This window comes from Streptomyces fractus, from assembly GCF_049844455.1.
Classification (GTDB): domain Bacteria; phylum Actinomycetota; class Actinomycetes; order Streptomycetales; family Streptomycetaceae; genus Streptomyces; species Streptomyces fractus.
In genome coordinates this window covers 1,452,688-1,469,469 of the sequence record NZ_JBMYHI010000002.1, presented here as the reverse complement: position 1 = coordinate 1,469,469, position 16,782 = coordinate 1,452,688, and the positions used below count along the sequence as shown (strand labels likewise).

Annotated in this window: 15 protein-coding genes and 2 pseudogenes; 7 read left to right on the top strand and 10 right to left on the bottom strand. The window is 68.5% G+C overall.

Going from position 1 to position 16,782, the window contains the following annotated elements; all coding sequences use genetic code 11:
* Nucleotides 1-16 precede the first annotated feature (16 nt).
* On the bottom strand, nucleotides 17-2,464 hold the full coding sequence (locus tag ACP4E5_RS08690; RefSeq protein ID WP_425826610.1) for a glycoside hydrolase family 2 TIM barrel-domain containing protein: 2,448 nt from the start codon (nucleotides 2,462-2,464) through the stop codon (nucleotides 17-19).
* Nucleotides 2,465-2,504: 40 nt separating this feature from the next.
* Nucleotides 2,505-3,863 (bottom strand): MFS transporter, encoded by a 1,359-nt coding sequence (locus ACP4E5_RS08685; RefSeq protein ID WP_425826608.1) that lies wholly within the window; start codon nucleotides 3,861-3,863, stop codon nucleotides 2,505-2,507.
* A 120-nt stretch (nucleotides 3,864-3,983) separates the two neighbouring features.
* Here ACP4E5_RS08685 and ACP4E5_RS08680 point away from each other — a divergent pair, with 120 nt between their 5' ends.
* Nucleotides 3,984-4,991, top strand: coding sequence for a LacI family DNA-binding transcriptional regulator (locus tag ACP4E5_RS08680; protein ID WP_425826606.1), 1,008 nt, complete (start codon nucleotides 3,984-3,986; stop codon nucleotides 4,989-4,991).
* A 26-nt stretch (nucleotides 4,992-5,017) separates the two neighbouring features.
* Here the strand turns inward: ACP4E5_RS08680 and ACP4E5_RS08675 are convergent, their stop codons facing one another.
* Nucleotides 5,018-5,851 carry a TauD/TfdA dioxygenase family protein gene (locus ACP4E5_RS08675; protein ID WP_425826604.1) on the bottom strand — a complete coding sequence of 278 codons (834 nt, stop codon included), beginning with the start codon at nucleotides 5,849-5,851 and terminating at the stop codon, nucleotides 5,018-5,020.
* 38 nt (nucleotides 5,852-5,889) lie between these two features.
* Complete coding sequence (locus tag ACP4E5_RS08670; RefSeq protein WP_425826602.1) at nucleotides 5,890-6,465, bottom strand: nuclear transport factor 2 family protein; 576 nt, start codon at nucleotides 6,463-6,465, stop codon at nucleotides 5,890-5,892.
* A gap of 122 nt (nucleotides 6,466-6,587) precedes the next feature.
* On the opposite strand from ACP4E5_RS08670, the gene ACP4E5_RS08665 reads away from it, so the two are divergent.
* Nucleotides 6,588-7,520: a TIGR03564 family F420-dependent LLM class oxidoreductase gene (locus ACP4E5_RS08665; protein WP_425826600.1), complete on the top strand. Its 933-nt coding sequence runs from the start codon at nucleotides 6,588-6,590 to the stop codon at nucleotides 7,518-7,520.
* Nucleotides 7,521-7,528: 8 nt separating this feature from the next.
* Here ACP4E5_RS08665 and ACP4E5_RS08660 read toward each other — a convergent pair whose 3' ends face one another.
* From ACP4E5_RS08660 to ACP4E5_RS08650, 3 genes and pseudogenes are all read right to left on the bottom strand, one after another.
* A complete protein-coding gene (locus ACP4E5_RS08660) occupies nucleotides 7,529-8,599 on the bottom strand; it encodes a DUF5597 domain-containing protein (protein ID WP_425826598.1) in 1,071 nt (356 codons plus the stop codon).
* Between the two features lie 14 nt (nucleotides 8,600-8,613).
* Nucleotides 8,614-8,841 (bottom strand): annotated as a pseudogene (locus tag ACP4E5_RS08655) (dihydroxy-acid dehydratase domain-containing protein); the annotation flags it as partial.
* A 217-nt stretch (nucleotides 8,842-9,058) separates the two neighbouring features.
* Nucleotides 9,059-9,712 (bottom strand): annotated as a pseudogene (locus tag ACP4E5_RS08650) (beta-galactosidase); the annotation flags it as partial.
* Nucleotides 9,713-9,951: 239 nt separating this feature from the next.
* Between ACP4E5_RS08650 and ACP4E5_RS08645 the strand changes: the two are divergent.
* Nucleotides 9,952-11,064, top strand: a complete 1,113-nt coding sequence (locus ACP4E5_RS08645) for a LacI family DNA-binding transcriptional regulator (protein ID WP_425826596.1) — start codon at nucleotides 9,952-9,954, stop codon at nucleotides 11,062-11,064.
* Nucleotides 11,065-11,147: 83 nt separating this feature from the next.
* Here the strand turns inward: ACP4E5_RS08645 and ACP4E5_RS08640 are convergent, their stop codons facing one another.
* Nucleotides 11,148-12,338: a cytochrome P450 gene (locus ACP4E5_RS08640; RefSeq protein WP_425826594.1), complete on the bottom strand. Its 1,191-nt coding sequence runs from the start codon at nucleotides 12,336-12,338 to the stop codon at nucleotides 11,148-11,150.
* Nucleotides 12,339-12,459: 121 nt separating this feature from the next.
* On the opposite strand from ACP4E5_RS08640, the gene ACP4E5_RS08635 reads away from it, so the two are divergent.
* Entirely contained in the window at nucleotides 12,460-13,044 is a 585-nt protein-coding gene (locus ACP4E5_RS08635) for a TetR/AcrR family transcriptional regulator (RefSeq protein ID WP_425826592.1), read from the top strand.
* 17 nt (nucleotides 13,045-13,061) lie between these two features.
* Here the strand turns inward: ACP4E5_RS08635 and ACP4E5_RS08630 are convergent, their stop codons facing one another.
* On the bottom strand, nucleotides 13,062-13,751 hold the full coding sequence (locus ACP4E5_RS08630) for an SDR family NAD(P)-dependent oxidoreductase (protein WP_425826590.1): 690 nt from the start codon (nucleotides 13,749-13,751) through the stop codon (nucleotides 13,062-13,064).
* A gap of 237 nt (nucleotides 13,752-13,988) precedes the next feature.
* On the opposite strand from ACP4E5_RS08630, the gene ACP4E5_RS08625 reads away from it, so the two are divergent.
* Together ACP4E5_RS08625 and ACP4E5_RS08620 are read left to right on the top strand one after the other, a co-directional pair.
* Nucleotides 13,989-14,801, top strand: coding sequence for a sugar phosphate isomerase/epimerase family protein (locus tag ACP4E5_RS08625; RefSeq protein WP_425826588.1), 813 nt, complete (start codon nucleotides 13,989-13,991; stop codon nucleotides 14,799-14,801).
* Nucleotides 14,802-14,912: 111 nt separating this feature from the next.
* Nucleotides 14,913-15,704 (top strand): SDR family NAD(P)-dependent oxidoreductase, encoded by a 792-nt coding sequence (locus tag ACP4E5_RS08620; protein WP_425826586.1) that lies wholly within the window; start codon nucleotides 14,913-14,915, stop codon nucleotides 15,702-15,704.
* Nucleotides 15,705-15,970: 266 nt separating this feature from the next.
* On the opposite strand, the gene ACP4E5_RS08615 is transcribed toward ACP4E5_RS08620, so the two are convergent.
* Nucleotides 15,971-16,234: a hypothetical protein gene (locus tag ACP4E5_RS08615; RefSeq protein ID WP_425826584.1), complete on the bottom strand. Its 264-nt coding sequence runs from the start codon at nucleotides 16,232-16,234 to the stop codon at nucleotides 15,971-15,973.
* Between the two features lie 323 nt (nucleotides 16,235-16,557).
* Between ACP4E5_RS08615 and ACP4E5_RS08610 the strand changes: the two genes are divergently transcribed.
* Entirely contained in the window at nucleotides 16,558-16,770 is a 213-nt protein-coding gene (locus tag ACP4E5_RS08610) for an SDR family oxidoreductase (RefSeq protein WP_483030242.1), read from the top strand.
* The last annotated feature ends 12 nt before the right edge of the window (nucleotides 16,771-16,782 follow it).

Here is a 16,782-nt window from a genome sequence, read left to right as displayed (position 1 = left end):
CGGTGGTCCTTCTTGCTCATGCGTCGGCGGACCGGCGGGGTGTCTCGTCCGTTACGTCGATGTGGGCCTCGGCGGACGCGCCCCCTTCCGCCGTGGCGACGACACTCACAGTGCCGGTACCCGTGGGCCGGAGGACGGCGAGGAGGCGGCCCCGGAAGGCGTGGTGCGTCGGCAGCGAGAACGGCTCCTCGTTGTCGGGCCGCGCACTGCCGAGCGCCTGGAGTACGGCGGGCCCATCGAGGGACACGGTCACGGCCGGCTCGTCGGTCGTCAGGAGCGTGCCCTTCTCGTCGACGATCTCCACGGGCACGTAGAGAAGCGAACCAGGCCCGAGCGGGACGGACTTGCGCTCTGGGCGCACGGTGAGTAGCGCGTCGCCCTTGCGTGAGGAGAGCGCGCAGCGGCCGGTCTCGCGGCCGGCCGAGCGGCCGATCGCGACGAGCTCGCCGGGGTGGTACTCGACGTCGAACAGTGCGGTGAACCCGTGGGCGGGGCCGGCGGGTCGGCTGCCGAGTGAGCGGCCGTCGAAGAGGAGCTCCACCTCGTCGTCGGCGGAGTAGACCTCGACCACCGTCCGTGTGCCTTCGGGGGTGTCCCAGGTCCAGCTGGACTGGCTGTCCGACCAGGCCCACGCGTCCGTGAGCTGGGTGAGCTTCGCCGTTTCGGGGTTGCGGACCGCGATGTACGGGTCGCTGCGCAGACCGAAGACGATCTCACGGAAGTACGAGGCGGGCAGCCGGTGGCCGGTGATGTCGATGTCACCGCACCAGGCGGTGAGCCACGGGTACGGTGCCTCGTGGTCCAGGGCCTCGCCCGCGTACTTGGGGCGACCGATGCCCGCCTCGCCGAGATAGTCCCACCCGGTCCAGGTGAAGTCACCGATCACCTGCGGATGCTTCTGAACGAGCGGCCAGTTGGAGGCGATGCGGGTGGGGAAGGTCTCGGTGCCGACGATGATGCGGCGCGGTATCGCCTCCGCGTCCAGGTCGTAGCGGGCGTCGCCGTAGTTCATGCCGGCCACGTCCAGCACGGCGAAGGACTCGGCGGTCTTCTCCGTGACGAGCGAGGAACGGTTCAGCTGGTTCATGCGTTCCGTGCCCGCGGGGTCGGCCATGGCGTCGTTCACCCCGCTCGCCGGGAGCCCGCCCGAGGCCTTCAGCCGGAGCAGATCGTCCATGACGGACACGAAGCCGTTGATGCCGTTGGTGACGAAGCGGTCGGGGTCGAGACCGCGCACCGTCTCGGCCAGCCGGCGCCCGAGGTTCGCGCCGAACTCATCGCCGGTTTCCGGGATTTCGTTGCCGATGGAGTAGAAGAGCACGCTCGCGTGGTTGCGGTCGCGGCGCACCATCGCCTCCAGGTCCCGCTCCCACCAGTCGGGGAAGGACACCGAGTAGTCGAACGACGACTTCTGGACGGTCCAGATGTCGAAGGCCTCGTCCATGACGATCATGCCGAGCTCGTCGCAGGCGTCGAGCATCGCCTCGCTCATCGGATTGTGGGCGCTGCGCACGGCGTTGAACCCGGCTTCCTTGAGGAGCCGGATCTTGCGTGCCTCGGCGTCGGCGAACGCGGCCGCACCGAGGGGCCCGTTGTCGTGATGGATGCACGCGCCCCTGAGCTTGAGGAGGTCGCCGTTGACGCGCAGCCCGTGCCTGGGGTCGAGGCGCAGGCTGCGCAGGCCGACCCGCAGATCCGCCGCATCCAACTCCGTGGCCCCGTCGTGGAGTTGGATGGCGGCCGCGTACAGTTGCGGGGTGTCGACGCTCCACCGCTGCGGCGCGTCGACGTAGAGCCGCATCCGTACGGGCGCCGAGGACCGCGCGAGGACGGTGACGGGTTCGATCGCCTCCGCGGCGACCCCGCCGCCGGGCGCGGTCAGAGCCACCCGCACGTCGAGGGTGCGGGTCTCACCGGTCAGGTTGTCCACCGGGAACGCGAACTCGACCACCGCCAGGTCGTCGTCGATCACCGGTGTCGACACGTGCAGGTGGCCGGGCCGGATGTGCACCGGCTCGCGGACCTCAAGGCGTACGTCGCGGTAGAGGCCGGCACCGGCGTACCAGCGCGAGTCGTCGTGCGTGCGCACGTGCACGCGGACCGAGTTGGACTCCCCGAACCGGAGGTACGGGTCGAGCACCGCGTCGAAGGGCGTGTAACCGCCGGCGCGGTTCGCCGCGAGGGCGCCGTTGACGTAGACCATGGCGTCGCGGTACGCCCCGTCGAAATGCAGCCTGACGTGCTTGCCGCGCCACTCCTCGGGTGCGACGAAGTCCTTCGTGTACTGGAACGCGGCGCTCGGGAAGTACCCGCCCTTGCCGCGGTGTTCGGGCGCGCGGGCCGTCGAGATGAGGGCATCGTGGGGCAGTGTGACGGGCGTCTTCTCCTCACCCCCGCTCAGTTTGGAGAACAGGCCGGTGTGCGGGCCCACGGTCCAGCCGTCATTGAAGGAAGTGGTCGTCATCAAGAACCTCCAGGTCATCGGACGGAGTCATCGGACGGGGTCATCGGACGGATTTCACCTTGGTGTGGATGATCGCCGCGCCGATCAGCGCGAACGCCCCCGTCAGCAGGAAGAGCAGTGTGTAGTTCTTCGCGCCTTCGCCGGCGCCGATGGTGATCACGTAGCCCGCGATCAGTGGCGCGAGGATGTTGGGGATCCCCTGGGAGAAGGCCATCAGAGCCATGTAGCGGCCGGCGTCGGTGTCGCGTTCGGGCAGGACGTCCAGGACGATCGCCTGGTCGACCGCGGAGAAGACCCCGATCCCGAAGTTGGTGATCAGCAGGCCGACGGCGATTCCGAGCACCCCGCCCGCCAGCGCGGTGACCACCGAGCCCGCGGCTATGGCCATGGCTCCGGCCAGGATGAACACCCGGCGGCGCTTCACCTTGTCCGACAGGTACCCGCTCCCGATGTTGCCGATGATCCCGCCGCCGATCCCGAGCACCGAGAGGGACGCGACCACGCCCGCGACCTCGTGCACGGGCATGTCGAGGCGTTGGGCGAAGAAGAACGTCGTGAACGTGGTGCTCCCGCTGATCCCCATGAAGAAGACGATGCGGCCGAGCCAGTTCCAGGCGAAGGCGGGGTGTTTGCGGGGATCGAAGACGTACTTGGCGGCGACCGTGCCGAAGGAGAGCGGGACCTGGGCGTGGTCGCGGGTGTCGGGATCCTTCATTAAGAGCCCGAAGGCCACGATGCACACGGTCGCGACGGCCCCGGGGACGAGGAACAGCATGCGCTGATCGCCGCCGAGCGCGGAGGCCAGCGCGACACCGAGGACGGGAGCGGTCATCCCGGCGAAGCCGGTGAGACCTGCGACCCGGCCGCGCTGCTCCTCCGGCAACCTGTCGGCCTGAATGTTGAGCAGGGCCGCTACGGAGGTCCCGAGTCCCAGGTTGGCGACGATCCAACCGGCGTACAGCATGCCGACGTTGCCCGCGAAGGCGAGCACGACCGACCCGGCCACGCCCACGACGAGCCCGCCGAGCAGGAACGGGCGGCGGCGGCCGTGGCGAGAGCGGGTGCGATCGCTCCAGACACCGGCGGCCGGACCGCTCAGCATCCCGGCCAGCGCGCCGGCCGCGGCGATCCCGCCCAGCATCTGCTCCCGTCCCGGGGCGATCCGTTCGAGCACCACCGAGAGCGAGAACGCGGTCGGCAGGATGATCGCCATCATCACTCCGAACGTGGCTGCCACCAGGCCGAAGATGAAGGCTCCGCGGACGCGGGGGAGCGTGGGGGTGACAGTGGCCGCGGGCTCGTCCACCGGGTTCGGGTTCGGGCTCGGGGAGTCCTCTTCCGCACGTGTCCGAGGGGCTGGACTCCCCGAGGGCGGCGGCGAGTTGGGTGCGTCTGACATCAAGGTCCTCCTTGACCGGATGCAGGGTCCGCGCTGTACGGCCGGTGATCCGAGCGACGATCGGGAGATTAGCCGGTATCACGTGGTACCAAAATGGGCCGCGCATGCCACAATTGCCGTGTGCCGAAGCCCAGTTCGCCTCGCCCGGCCACCGCCCGTCCCGCCACCGCCAAGGACGTCGCACAGCGCGCCGGCGTCTCCCGCGCGACCGTGAGCCACATCTTCAACGGCCGTGAGGCGCGGTTCCCTGAGGCGACCCGCGAGAAGGTGCGCAGGGCCGCCGCCGAACTGTCCTACCGCCCCTGGTCCGCGGGGCGCAGCCTTGTCACCGGGCGAGGCGACACCATCGTGGCCGTCATGCCGCGCACATCGATGGGCGGCATGCCCATCCAGGACGCGCTGGAGCGGCTGACGGCAGACCTGGAGGGGCCGGCGTCGAACGTGGTTCTGCGGTTCGCCGACATCGACCCGGCGACGACGGCGCGTGCGCTGCTCAAGATGCGCCCGCTCGCCGTGGTTGACCTCGGCCTGCTCGACGCCGACGCCCGCGCCGAGCTGGAGAGCCAGGGCATCCCCACCGTCCCGAGGGCGGGGTTCTTCCCCGCGAGCGGCGGAGGGTTCCTCCTCCGGCTCGCCCGCCTCCAGGTCGAGGAACTGGTACGCCACGGCCGGCGCCGGATCGTCTACGCCGCGATCTCCGACCAGCGCAACGACACCTTTGGTGACCTGCGCTTCGCCGCGATCGAGGACATGTGCGCGACGCTCGGCCTCCAGGAGCCGCTGTGGTGCCCGATGCCGTTGGACATCGCCGAGGCGGTCGAGGCCCTGGAGTCGCTGCCGCGCGACGTGCCGCTCGGAGTGGCCGCCTACAACGATCACGTCGCCCTCGCGACCCTGGCCGCCGCACGGGAACTCGGGATCCAGGTGCCGCTCGACCTGGCGGTCATCGGTCACGACGACATCGACATCGCCGCTCTGTGGTCGCCGTCGCTGAGCTCGGTGGCGGTCGACGTGCGCCGGCTCATGGACTCCGCCGCGGCGCAGCTCGAAGCCGTGCTGCGAGGAGCGGAGCCCACTGTGGCCGCCGACCTGTCGATACTGCGGCTCGTCTCCCGGCAGTCCACCTGACCGGGACCGCTCGGACGCGGCCGGGCTCAGGCGACCGCCTCCTCGCCGACCAGCGTGGTGCGGTGCATCAGGCGCCGCGAGGTCGGCTCGAAGGGCAGGGCGTGGTGGAGCATGCCGGTGTTGTCCCAGATCACCAGGTCGCCGCGGCGCCAGCGGTGGCGCAGGGCGAACCGCGGCTGCGTCGCCCACCGGGTGAGGTGGTCGAGGAGGGCGCGCCCCTCCTCGACGGGCCGGCCGACGATCTCGCCGGCGGTGGCGCCCACGAGCAGGGACTTGCGGCCGTTGCCGCGGGTCCAAACGAGGGGGTGTTGCCGGGTGGGGACGCGGTCCCAGGCGGCGCGCTGCTTCGGTGACGCGTCCGGGTGGGCGCGCAGTTGGGCGGCGGCGAAGCTGTGCACGACCTGGAGGCCGTCGAGTTGCCGCTTCTCCTGCGCGGGCAGGGCCTCGTAGGCGAGGAAGGTGTTGGCGAACTCCGTGTCACCGCCGGCCTCGTCGATCTCGCGGGCGGTGAGGAGGGTGGCCCGCTGGGGGACGGCGAGTGTGGCCCCGTCGATGTGCCACTCGAAGTTGCCCTTGCGGATGGCGACCATTTCCGGGGTGACGCGCTCCGGGTCCATGGTGATCGTGTCGATCTCGGGGTGCCGGTGCTCGCTGGTCCTGGCGGTGACGGGTTCGCCGAGGAGGCGGGTGAACGCCACGAAGTCGTCGTCCTCGATGTGCAGTTCACGGAAGACGAGGACACCGCTGCGGTCGAGTGCCGCCCGGCACTCTTCGGCGACGGCCGGGTCGACCAGGTCCGTGCCGGACACGTCGGTGATCTCCATGCCGAACGGTTCCAGGTGCCGCTGAGTGCCGATCATCGCGTCTCCTGTCTGTGGGGGGGCGGGGTTTCCGGGCGCTACCAGCGCTGCGGGGCGGGGGTGTCGATGAGCAGCGGGCGCCGGTAGCTGAGGTCGGTCGTGTCGCGGACGCCCTTGAGGTAGCCCTGTTCCTTGAAGAAGGAGGACTGGAGGACGGAGGCGTCGGCGAGGAACATCACCTCGACCGTCGAGCGACGCAGCGCGATGCGCCACTGCCCGTCGCGGCGTTCGAGGCGGTCGAGGTATCGGCCGCTGATGAACTGGGCCGTGCGGCCGTCGCTGCCGAGCAGGACGACGATGGCGTAGCTCTCGGCGTGGGCGGTGTCGCCGTCGATGTCGCAGGTGTGGGTCGTGACGTTGTGGGTGTGCACCTGCGAGGTGGCGGCGTGCGAGGCGTTGGCCCACTCTCCGTACGCGGGGCCGGAGTTGGTGGTGGCGCCGTGCTCGTCGAGGCCGTCGGGATGGTAAGCGGCGGTGATGAGGTCGACGTCGTGGCGGTCGCAGCCGCGGGCATGGCGGGTGATGACGTCGAGGATCGCCGTGCGGTCCTTCAAATACCGCACGTCACGGCGGAGTTCGGCGAGTTCTGTGGCTACAGGGTCCGCGCGGTCCACGCTCATCTCCTTCGGGGAGTAGAGAATGTCACTTGAGAATGGGACTCTCCTGTTGCGAACATTAGCTTCTTGTACCGTCGTGCAACACCCGTCGACGACAGAGACGACAGAAGGGATTCGCCATGCGGATCGGCCTGACCGGAGGCGCAGCGACCCCCGAGAAGCTCGTACGGCAGGCGCGCAGGGCGGAGGAGGACGGCTTCTCCTCGCTCTGGTACGCCAGCACCGTCACCGGCGACCCGCTCACCCCCATGGCGCTCGCCGGACGCGAGACCAGCCGTATCGAACTGGGCACCGCCGTGCTGCAGACCTACCCCTGCCACCCGCTGCTCCAGGCCAACCGCGCCGCGGCGGCCGCCGCCACCATGGGCCGCCCCGGCCTGACCATCGGCATCGGCCCGTCCCACGAGTCCCTGATCAGCGACGTCTACGGACTGTCCTACGACCGTCCCGGGCGCAACACCGAGGAGTACGTGCAGATCCTCGCCCGGCTGCTGCGCGGCGAGGACGTCGACTTCCAGGGCGAGGACTGGACCACCCGCAGCGCGGGCCGCATGACCCCGCTCGACCAGCCGGTGCCCGTCCTGCTTTCGGCACTCTCGCCGCGCATGCTTCGCGTCGCCGGACAGTACGCCGACGGTACGGTGCTGTGGATGGCGCCGACGAAGGCGATCGCGAGCGACATCGCGCCCCGTATCCGCCACGCCGCCGCCGAGGCGGGACGGCCTGCGCCGCGGATCGTGGCCGGACTTCCGGTCGCCGTCCACGACCGGGCCGATGAGGCCCGCGAGGCGGTCGCCGCCACCTCCGGTGCGTACGCGGGGATGCCCAACTACCGACGTGTGCTGGGACTTGGCGGCGCCGAGACCCCCGCCGACGCCGCACTCGTCGGCGACGAGGACGCCGTCACCGCCCAATTGCACGCGCTGCTCGAGGCCGGTGCCACGGACATCTGGGCCGCGATCGTCCCGGTCGGCCCGGACCCGGCCGCGTCCGCGCGCCGCACGCGGGGGCTGTTGCGTGAACTCGCGGCCTCCGCCCCGACCGGTCAGTAGCGGTACAGCTAGAATCGGACCACACCGGACATCTGCGTGAGAATCGGTATGGGGAACGGTGATGTTGAGCGCGCACCCAAGGCCGGGAACCGTCCGAGCGCCGTCTCGTCTCCGTTCAGGTGCCGAACGACGGCCATGTCGTCGTTGGATTCGAGTTCCGTCGCGGCGAGAATGCCGACCTTCGAACCGTTGGGATCGCTGAATGTGGCCCTGAAGCCGCGTCCGATGACGAGGAATACGTCCGGAGACTCTTCGATGGCGATTCCGAAGCCAGGCTCCATGTCGCCGCCGAACGGGTTCCGGATGTCCACCCTCAATTCGAAACCGCCGCACGCGAACGAGGCGACCGGGGTGTCGGCGTTCAGCTGAAAACCTCTGCTCCTGGCATCCGGCCGCTCCCGGAGGGCGCCGGCGGCAGCACCCAGCAATCGGTATCCGTCCGCAAGGTGCGCGTACTGCGGGTCGTCTGTTTCAAGCGAGTCCACGCCGAAAGGAGACACGCCGATGGCGCGGAACTCACCGACGGCGAACAGCATGTGGCTGACTCCATCGGGAGTGCGGCGCATCTCCGGGATGAAGAGTCGGCCCTGCGGTGCGGCGTAGGCCGCGCAGACCTCCGCGAAGGAACCGAAGTGGATATCGGGGGCTCGCATGCTCAGCGAAGGCGCCACGGCGTCCCAGATCGGGCCGACCCGTCCGATCGGACCGCCTCTCGGATAGGTTCCCGGCCTCTGGCCGCCTGCGGGTTCCAGGCCCGGGATGCCGTCGGCAGGGTCGATCTCGACGTCGAGCCAGGCGTTGACGAAAAGCGGAACACGGTGGTGGGCACGGCCGGCGGAAGCAACCGCTTCGATGTGCGCCGCGTAAGCCGTCGCCATGAAGGCCTCGTCGGCGTTCTCACCGGTACCCAGCGTCTCGGCCCATGTGCCCGCTCGAAGACTGCCCGCTGCGACCCAGTCCTGATGCACGGGCAGGTTTGCGTCGCCGGCGATCGCCTCGATGACTTCCTTGGGGACCGGTTGGTGATATGCGCGCTCCGCGAGTGCGCTGCGATCGCAGGAATCACCAAGGAGCCCCACCTCGTTCTCGACCTGGGGAGGTCGAGCGGAATCCCGCCCGCCTCGTGGACGCCATCGCGGACGGAGGCGGCCACCTCGTTCAAGTGCGCGTTACAAGGGGTCAGGTCCGAGGCCGTGTTGGCGATGGCGATCTGCGGCCGGCCGGCGAAGGCATCGTCCGGCGTACCACGGCGCATCCACGCCCGGTGGATGTAAGCGTTGCGGTCCTCGCCGGCGTACCACTGCGAGCTTCGAAGGTTCACTCTCAACTCATTCCAAAAGGCGCGGGCTGGAGCGCACAACTGACGTCAGACAGACGGCAGTTCAGGTCACACTGTCCTGTTGCGGCATCCTCGGCGAGGACGCGGACGTCCCACGCGCCCAGTTCGAGCGGATCTCCGGTCGCGTACTTCTCCGAGCCGAGTACGTCCCGGAGCGCGACAGGCACGTGCGCGAGCGCGGGATCCCCGGACCAGTCAGCCGCGCCTGGAAGCGGCGCCAGGCCAGCTCGTACTGCGGCTGGGAATTTCCCTTGGGTGTCCACAGGTCCGCCCAGGTGGACAGGCGGTGCGACCAGTAGACCAGCCCCCACTCACGGTTGAGTGTCTCGACGTCTCCGTACCGTTCCCTGAGGTGATCGAGGAATCGCTGGAACACCCCATGGTTGTGGAGGAGTTCCGGTCCCGGTTCGTTGTCGACCTGGAAACCGATGACGGCGGGGTGCGCCGCGTAACGGCCGACGACCTTGCGGACGATCCGCTCGGCGTGGAAGCGGAACGCCGGGTGTGTGTAGTCGACTTCCTGCCGGGCACCCCAGCCGATGCGCTCACCGGACCGCCGTTCGCCCGCGATCTCCGGATACTGGCGGGCGAGCCACGGCGGCACCGCGTACGTCGGGGTGCCGAGGATCACGGAGATGCCCCGCTCATGGGCGCCGTCCAGGACGGGTTGGAGCCAGTCGACGTCGAAGCGTCCGTTCTCGGGTTCCCAGGTGGACCACACCGACTCGCCGACCCGGATCACGGAGAAGCGGGCCTCGGCCATCAGGTCGAGGTCGGTCCGCAGGCGTTCGTACGGCTGGTACTCGTAGTAGTAGGCCGCGCCGAACAGGACGCGAGAGGGCAGTGTCGTCATGAAGGGACTTCTCCGTGATGGCGGGAATCGGCGAACCGGAGGGTGCCGTGCTCTGCGCGCCTGTCGAGGACTTGTAGACCGATCTACACTCGGAGCGTAGGAACGGGCTCGACGGGGTGTCAAGGGTGCTGCACCCCGTGACAGGCTGTGGAGGAGCAGGCGGGACAACGGCCCGAACCCATTCACCAAGCGTGGCGCGTGCGGATGGTCGCGCCCTGGATGCCGAACTGTGAGGTGTCATGACTGTGCGAAGCGGCGAACAGTCTGCGGCGCTCGGACCGCCCGGCGGAGGTGTGCCAAAGGCCGCCCGCGCCCGCCGAGTGACCATCCAGGACGTCGCGCGGGAAGCCGGGGTTTCGCGCTCCGCCGTCTCCAAGGTGCTGCGCGACGCCTACGGCATCAGTCCGCAGATGCGGACGAAGGTCACCGCCGCGATCGAGCGGCTCGGATATCGGCCGCAGGCCGGCGCCCGCGCGATGCGGGGACGTTCGTACACCATCGGTGTGATGCTCGTGGCGCTGTCCCATCCGTTTCAGCCGGAGATCGTCGAAGGAATCACTGAGGAACTCGAGCCGAGTCCGTTTCAGGAAATCCTGATCACGGGTGGCATCACCCCGGAGCGGCAGCAGCGCAGCATCGAAGCGTTGATGGACCGTCAGGTGGACGGGCTCATCATCGTCACGCCGCTGATGAGCACGGAATGGCTGGAACAGCTCGCGCAGGAGCTGCCCACTGTGGTGATCGCGCGACACGGCGGCGCCCATCACTTCGACACGGTGGTGGACGACGACCACGGGGGTGTACGCCTGATCGTCGACCACCTCGTCGGCCTCGGTCATGAACGGATCGTGCACACCGGTGAGCCGTCCGGCGGGCTGGAGGCCCCCTTCATCCTGTCTCATACGGCGCGCCGGGACGGCTACATCAAGGCGATGAAGCGGCACGGCCTGGAGCCCGACGTCATCGAGACGTCGTACACGGAAGAGGGCGGGCACCGGGCCGCGACGGAGGCGCTCGCCCGCCCGGTTCCACCGACCGCGATCTTCGCCGGCGCGGACGTCGCCGCACTCGGCGTTCTGCGTGCGGCGGAGGAGCACGGTCTACGGGTCCCCGAAGATCTCACTGTGACGGGTTACGACAATGTCGCGGCCGCCACCATCGGCCGGGTCTCCCTCACGACGGTCGACCAATCGGGCCACCTCACCGGGACGATGAGCGCGAAGCTTCTCCTCGAACGCATCGAAGGCCGCACCCGCCCCGTGCAGTACGTCGTGTCGCCGCGCCTGGTGCCCCGCGGCACCAGCGGGCCGGCGAAGCATGATGTGGCGCAGGAATTGACGCGGCTTCCCTGACAGCGGGCACGGCACCTGACAGCGGGTACGGCAGAGGTTTCCGGGAGAGGCTTCGTCCTTGCGGCAGGAAGCGGCGCGGGGCGTCAGGAGACGACCACCGGCATGGAGTCCCAGCCGCGCACCGTGGTGGTGGGGGAGCGGCGCGCGTTCGGGAGGTCGATCTCCCAGTCGGGGAAGCGGACCAGGACCTCCTCCAGGCCGATCCGGCCCTCCAGGCGGGCCAGCGCCGCACCCAGGCAGTGGTGGGCGCCGTGCCCGAAGGTCACGTGCCGGCCCTCGTCGCGGTGGATGTCGAAGCGGTCGGGGTCGGTGAAGCGGCGCTCGTCACGGTTGGCGGCGGAGACCATGAGCAGCAGCGCGGACCCGGTGGGGACGGTCGTGTCGTGGAACCGTACGTCCTCGGTGACGTAGCGGGCGACGTGTGGCCCGGGCGGCTCGTAGCGCAGCAACTCCTCGATGGCTCCCGGAATCAGGGAACGGTCGGCGGTCAATTCCCGCCGCTGGTCCGGGTGTTCCGCGAGCACCTTGCCCATCCAGCCGAACAGCCGCCCGGTGGTCTCCACGCCCGCACCCGCGATGACAGCCAGGAACGTGACGATCTCGGTCTCGGTGAGGCGACGGACACGACCGTCGACATCCTCGAACTCCAGATTGAGGAGTTCGGTGATGAGGTCGTCCGACGGGTGCCGCCTCCGCCAGGTCACGTACTCGGAGTACATACCGGGATCGAAGTAGCTGTCCTTGGTCACGGCGAGGGGGCGGCCCGGCTCGTTGCGCAGGCTGCTCTGGGCGTGATCGCGGACCCTGGGCTGCTCGGCGTCCGGGATCCCGACGAGCATGCCGATGGTGCGCATGGGCAGGTCGTCGCCGAGGTCGGTGACGAAGTCGAACCGGTCCGAGCCGGTCAGCGGGTCGAGGCAGGCGCGGCAGAACGCACGTACCTTCTCCTCGATCGCCCGCATCCGGCGCGGCGCGAACGCCCGCGCCACCAGGGCACGGTGGACGGAGTGCTGCGGCGGGTCCTCGTTGATGAAGACACCGGGCGGCATCACCGGAGCGGCCTGCACCACTTCGAGGATGTCACCCTTGGCGGAGCTGAGTCGGCGGGTGTCCTTGAGCGCGGAGTCGACATCGTCGAAGCGGCTCAGGCCCCAGAAGCCGAGACGCTCGTTGTGGTACACGGGTGCCTCGTCGCGCAGGCGCCGGTACGTGGGGTAGGGATCGAGGTCGATCGCGGTGTCATAGGGGTCGTAATAGAGGCCGGTCAGAGTCATTGCCCCTCCTTTGGTGAGAAGTCGAGAGGTCGTGGGCACGCGGTACGTGAGGGCCATACGCTTGTACGGCACCGCCAACACGGCGAAGTGCACGCGTAGTTCGAGCAATGGGAGGCAGTACATGGCGAAGGCCCGCCGAGTCGGTGCCCAGACATCCAGAACCCGGGTGGCGATGCTGGCCTGCGCCGAGCAGCTGATGCTGGAGGAGGGGTACGCCGCCGTGAGCTATCGCGCCGTGGCGGCCCGCGCCGGTGTCACGGCCGGGCTTGTGCAGTACTACTTCCCGGCGCTGGACGACCTGTTCATCGCCCTGGTCCGGCGGCGCAGCGAACAGGGCCTGGAGATGCTCGCCGCGCGGCTCGCCAAAGGATCCCCGCTGCGGGCGGTGTGGGAGTACGCCAGTGACTGGGTCGGTTCGGCGCTGATCTCCGAGCTGACGTCGCTGTCCAACCACCGCAAGAGCATCCGGGCGGAACTCGCCGCGGCGGGCGAGAAGGCGCGGGCGATGGCGCTCGACGCGATCGCGCGCTCCGACCGGGACTACCGGCTGCCGGGCACGACCGCGGCACCGGAGGTCCTCGTCTTCCTGCTCACCGCCGCTCCGCGCATGGTCGCCATGGAGGGGGCGGTCGGCATCTCCACCTCCCATGCGGAGGTGGAGGCCTTCGTGGAGGCCTACTTGGACGAGGTGGAGCCCCGGAAGTAGCGGCGCCGCCACGGGTGTCACACCCCCGCGGGGCCCGGCCCGCCATGGACGTACAGCGTCTGGCCCGAGCAGTACGCCGAGGCGTCGGAGGCGAAGAAGAGCACGGCGTGCCCGATCTCCTCGGGCTCACCGAGACGCCCAGAGCCGTTCGTCGCGGCGATGGTCTCCAGGTCGATGCCCTGCCGCTCGGCCTCGTCCACCAACGTCGCGGCCCGCACGGCCCCCACCGCGACACAGTTGACGCGTACGCCCTTGCGCGTCCACGCCGCCGCCAGCGAACCGGTCAGGTTGTTCACGCCGGCCTTCGCCGCGCCGTACGGTGCGGCCTGTGGCATGGCAAGAAGGCTCGCGCCCGACGAGATGTTCACGATCGCCCCGCGGCCCTGCTCCAGCATGGGTGCCGCGGCCGCCCGGGAGAGGTGGAAGACGCTGCCGAGGTTGAGGGCGAGGATGTCCTGCCACTCCTGGTCGGTCCACTTCAGCGGGCCTTTGGTCGGCCCGCCCCCGGCGCAGTTCACCAGCACGTCCAGGTGCCCGAACTCCCGTAGCGCGGCGGCCACAAGGGCTCTGCACTGCTCGGCGTCGCTGACATCGGTGGGCACCGCGAGTGCCCTGCGCCCCAGCGCCTCGATCTCCTTCGCCGTCTCCTCCAGGGGCCCCGGGCGCCGCCCCGCCAACACCACGTCGGCGCCGTACTCGGCGAGCACCAGCGCGCTTCGCCGAGCCGGAGGAGGTGGCGTCGACGATCGCCTTCCTCACGGACCCGGCGAACCGGTATCTGACCGGACTGAGCCTGGATGTCGCCGGTGGCGCCCGGCTCGGGATGGGCAGTTGATGGGGTGACTTCACCCTGAACACGGGGTCGTCAGGAACTGTCCCGGCCGTAGCCGCCCTTGCAACCGAGCGCGCGATGGGGACACCTCAAAGATCGAACGGAAATTCAAATGATCATCAACACTTTTTCGTATCTTTGGTCGGCGACGGCGAATGATGCGATTGCCGAGTTGGTCCAGAATGGATACAACGCCTTCGAGGTTCCCATCAGCTCTCCACATTGCTGGCCGGAAGAGCTCTCTGACTCCGAGCGTTCGACAATGCTGGCGACGCTCAGCGAGAGCGGCGCCAAGATCCGGTCCCTGAATGCCGGCGGATACGACATCAATCTGGCCAGCCCTGGTGCCAGCATGCGCCGGAAGAGCATCGAGCACATCGCATCGGTGATCGATCTTGCGGTGGCTTGGGATGTCCCGGAAGTTGTGATCTCGCCCGGCACGCGGCGTCCTATGATCTCCCCCTCACTTGAGAGGGTCCACGGGTGGATGCACGAAAGCCTGGAAGAGCTGATCCCGCTGGCCAAGCGGGCGGGAAAACGACTCCTCTTCGAGAACACCCCCTACTGCTTTGCGCCGACGATCGGGGAACTGGCAGATATCGTCGACACGGTCAACGACGATGCACTGAAAATCGTGTACGACGTCGCGAACGCCGCCTACATCGAGGAGGATCCCGTATCGGGTCTGCGCTCACACCACGAATCGATTGCACTCATGCACATCTCCGACACGGGTACGGAAACATGGGGTCACGACCCCATCGGCACCGGGGTGATCGATTGGAGCGGGCTGGGTAAAGCCGTCCAAGAAACGATCGGGGTCGACAACGTCGTGCTCGAAGTCATTCGCGAAGAGAACACCCTCGAAGAATTCGCGAAGGCGATGCGGGACCTCGGCGCAGAGGGTTGGAATCTCGGAGAGTGATTTCGACGCCTCAGGGTTCAGGGTGACTTCGAGGGTCATCGAGCAGTAAGGGGCTAGTACTTGAGCGGCCTGCTGAGTACGCCCGCTGGGAATATACAAGGAGAGTGTGCAATGAGGGTTCTGGTCAGTGGCGGAAGCAGTGGCATTGGCGCGGCTGTGAGCCTGAGGCTCGCGGAGGCGGCACTTGCCCGTGGCGAGAAGCCGATGATCGCGGTATCCGGCCTCACCGCGAACGCGCGACAGGACGAGGTCGTCCGGTCGATCCAGTCGATGGGCGGAAAGGCCATCGCATTGGCGGGAGACCTGGGTGATCCTGACGTGCCCGGTCAGCTGGTATCCGCTGCGGTCGACGCGTTCGGCGGCCTGGATGCGCTGGTGGCGAATGCGGGCATCGCCAACCCCGGAGCACTCAAGGATCTCTCCCTCGAGGACTGGGACAGCATGTTCTCCGTCAACCTCCGCGGAGCGTGGCTACTTGCCAAAGCGAGTTACCCGCACCTGAAGGACAGCAGCGGGTCCGCCTGTTTCACCTCTTCGATGTCCGGCCAGCTTCCACATGCCGGATCGGGTGCTTACAGCCCGACCAAGGCCGCACTCACGATGTTGGCTCAGACACTCGCACTGGAATGGGCGCCTGACGGAATCCGCGTGAACGTGGTGTCCCCAGGCATGACTCGCACGCAGATGACTGAAAAGATGTACCTCGATCCCGAAGTCAAGAAGGCAAGGGAAGACATCATCCCGTTGTCGAAGATCGGCGACCCGATGGAGATCGCGAACGTGATCGAGTTTCTTGTCAGTCCACTGGCAGGGTACGTCACTGGCCAGGATGTCTGTGTCGACGGGGGATTCTCGAAGTCCATTCTCAGTCACATTCCCGGTCGACCCAGCTCCAAGGCCTGACGGGAGCTGTTAAATCGGCTCGACAGTCACACAAGCCCTCCAGCGTGTGGGCGAGTGCTGCCTAGCGGATGCGACGCCGGTGGATCATGGCGCTTGCGGAACGGGACGCGATACGGGGGGGCAAGTGGCGCAGGTTCAAATCCTGATCCCGACCAGAGTTTGCACGGGGCGCAGGCCGTCTCCGCGGGATCGTGGAGGCGGCCTTTTCGTTGTCCGGCACGGGCGTTGTCGCACGGTTGTCGCCGGGTGCGACGAAATCCTGGACATTAATCCCCGCCCTTCGCTGCTTCATGGCCGAGCGGACGCCCGTATCGCACGAGGCCGAGCGCATCGAGCTCGAACGGTCGCTTACCCGCCTGGAGGAAAAGAAGAAGGCGGCCCGGGGTGACCTGGAACTGCTGCGCACCCAAGAGAAGCGGTGGGAAATCCAGCGCGAAGGCATTGGCGGCGGATGTATGGGAGAACTGGAACGCGAGATCGAGGAGACAGAGCGCCTTCGCATCGCACGGGAAAGAAGAGATCGCGAGCATGCCGGCCTGCTGAAGCAGGCCGAGCTGCCCCCGCCACGGACCAAGCCCAGTTCATCGACCGCCTTGAGGCCATCGTGCAGGCCCAACACGACGTCGCCGCTGGCAAGGTGGAGACGCGAACAGTCCTGGAATGACTCGCGATCGAGAACGCGCGGCTGCAGCAACAAGCCCAGGTCATCAATGACGACCTGGTCAGTCTGCGCTCTCCCGGGTGATGGCGATCAACGTCACGGGAGCCTACTCCGTCCTGCGCGAAGTCGGCCCTCTCATGCGGGCCCAGGGCTCCGGCTCCACTCAGCCCGGACAACGTATCGGTCAGCGCCGTGTGCCCCGGCCCGGTCAACACCCCCATGTGGGACCAGCTCGCCACCCGCGCCGGCGGCGACGACCCCGAGGGCGACCGGCGCGCCCGCCAGGCCCCCGCCGCGCGGATCCCGATGGGCCGGTTCGCCGAGCCGGAGGAGGTGGCGTCGACGATCGCCTTCCTCACGGACCCGGCGAACCGGTATCTGAAGTACCCAGGAACACCACGGTGACCGGGCGTGCGT

What these genes read in the sequence shown, in the direction of transcription:
- ACP4E5_RS08690 (WP_425826610.1), bottom strand. Translation starts at nt 2,464, where the DNA reads ATGACGACCACTTCCTTCAATGACGGCTGGACCGTGGGCCCGCACACC.
- ACP4E5_RS08685 (WP_425826608.1), bottom strand. Translation starts at nt 3,863, where the DNA reads ATGTCAGACGCACCCAACTCGCCGCCGCCCTCGGGGAGTCCAGCCCCT.
- ACP4E5_RS08675 (WP_425826604.1), bottom strand. Translation starts at nt 5,851, where the DNA reads ATGATCGGCACTCAGCGGCACCTGGAACCGTTCGGCATGGAGATCACC.
- ACP4E5_RS08665 (WP_425826600.1), top strand. Translation starts at nt 6,588, where the DNA reads ATGCGGATCGGCCTGACCGGAGGCGCAGCGACCCCCGAGAAGCTCGTA.
- ACP4E5_RS08645 (WP_425826596.1), top strand. Translation starts at nt 9,952, where the DNA reads ATGACTGTGCGAAGCGGCGAACAGTCTGCGGCGCTCGGACCGCCCGGC.
- ACP4E5_RS08640 (WP_425826594.1), bottom strand. Translation starts at nt 12,338, where the DNA reads ATGACTCTGACCGGCCTCTATTACGACCCCTATGACACCGCGATCGAC.
- ACP4E5_RS08635 (WP_425826592.1), top strand. Translation starts at nt 12,460, where the DNA reads ATGGCGAAGGCCCGCCGAGTCGGTGCCCAGACATCCAGAACCCGGGTG.
- ACP4E5_RS08625 (WP_425826588.1), top strand. Translation starts at nt 13,989, where the DNA reads ATGATCATCAACACTTTTTCGTATCTTTGGTCGGCGACGGCGAATGAT.
- ACP4E5_RS08620 (WP_425826586.1), top strand. Translation starts at nt 14,913, where the DNA reads ATGAGGGTTCTGGTCAGTGGCGGAAGCAGTGGCATTGGCGCGGCTGTG.
- ACP4E5_RS08615 (WP_425826584.1), bottom strand. Translation starts at nt 16,234, where the DNA reads ATGCTCGCGATCTCTTCTTTCCCGTGCGATGCGAAGGCGCTCTGTCTC.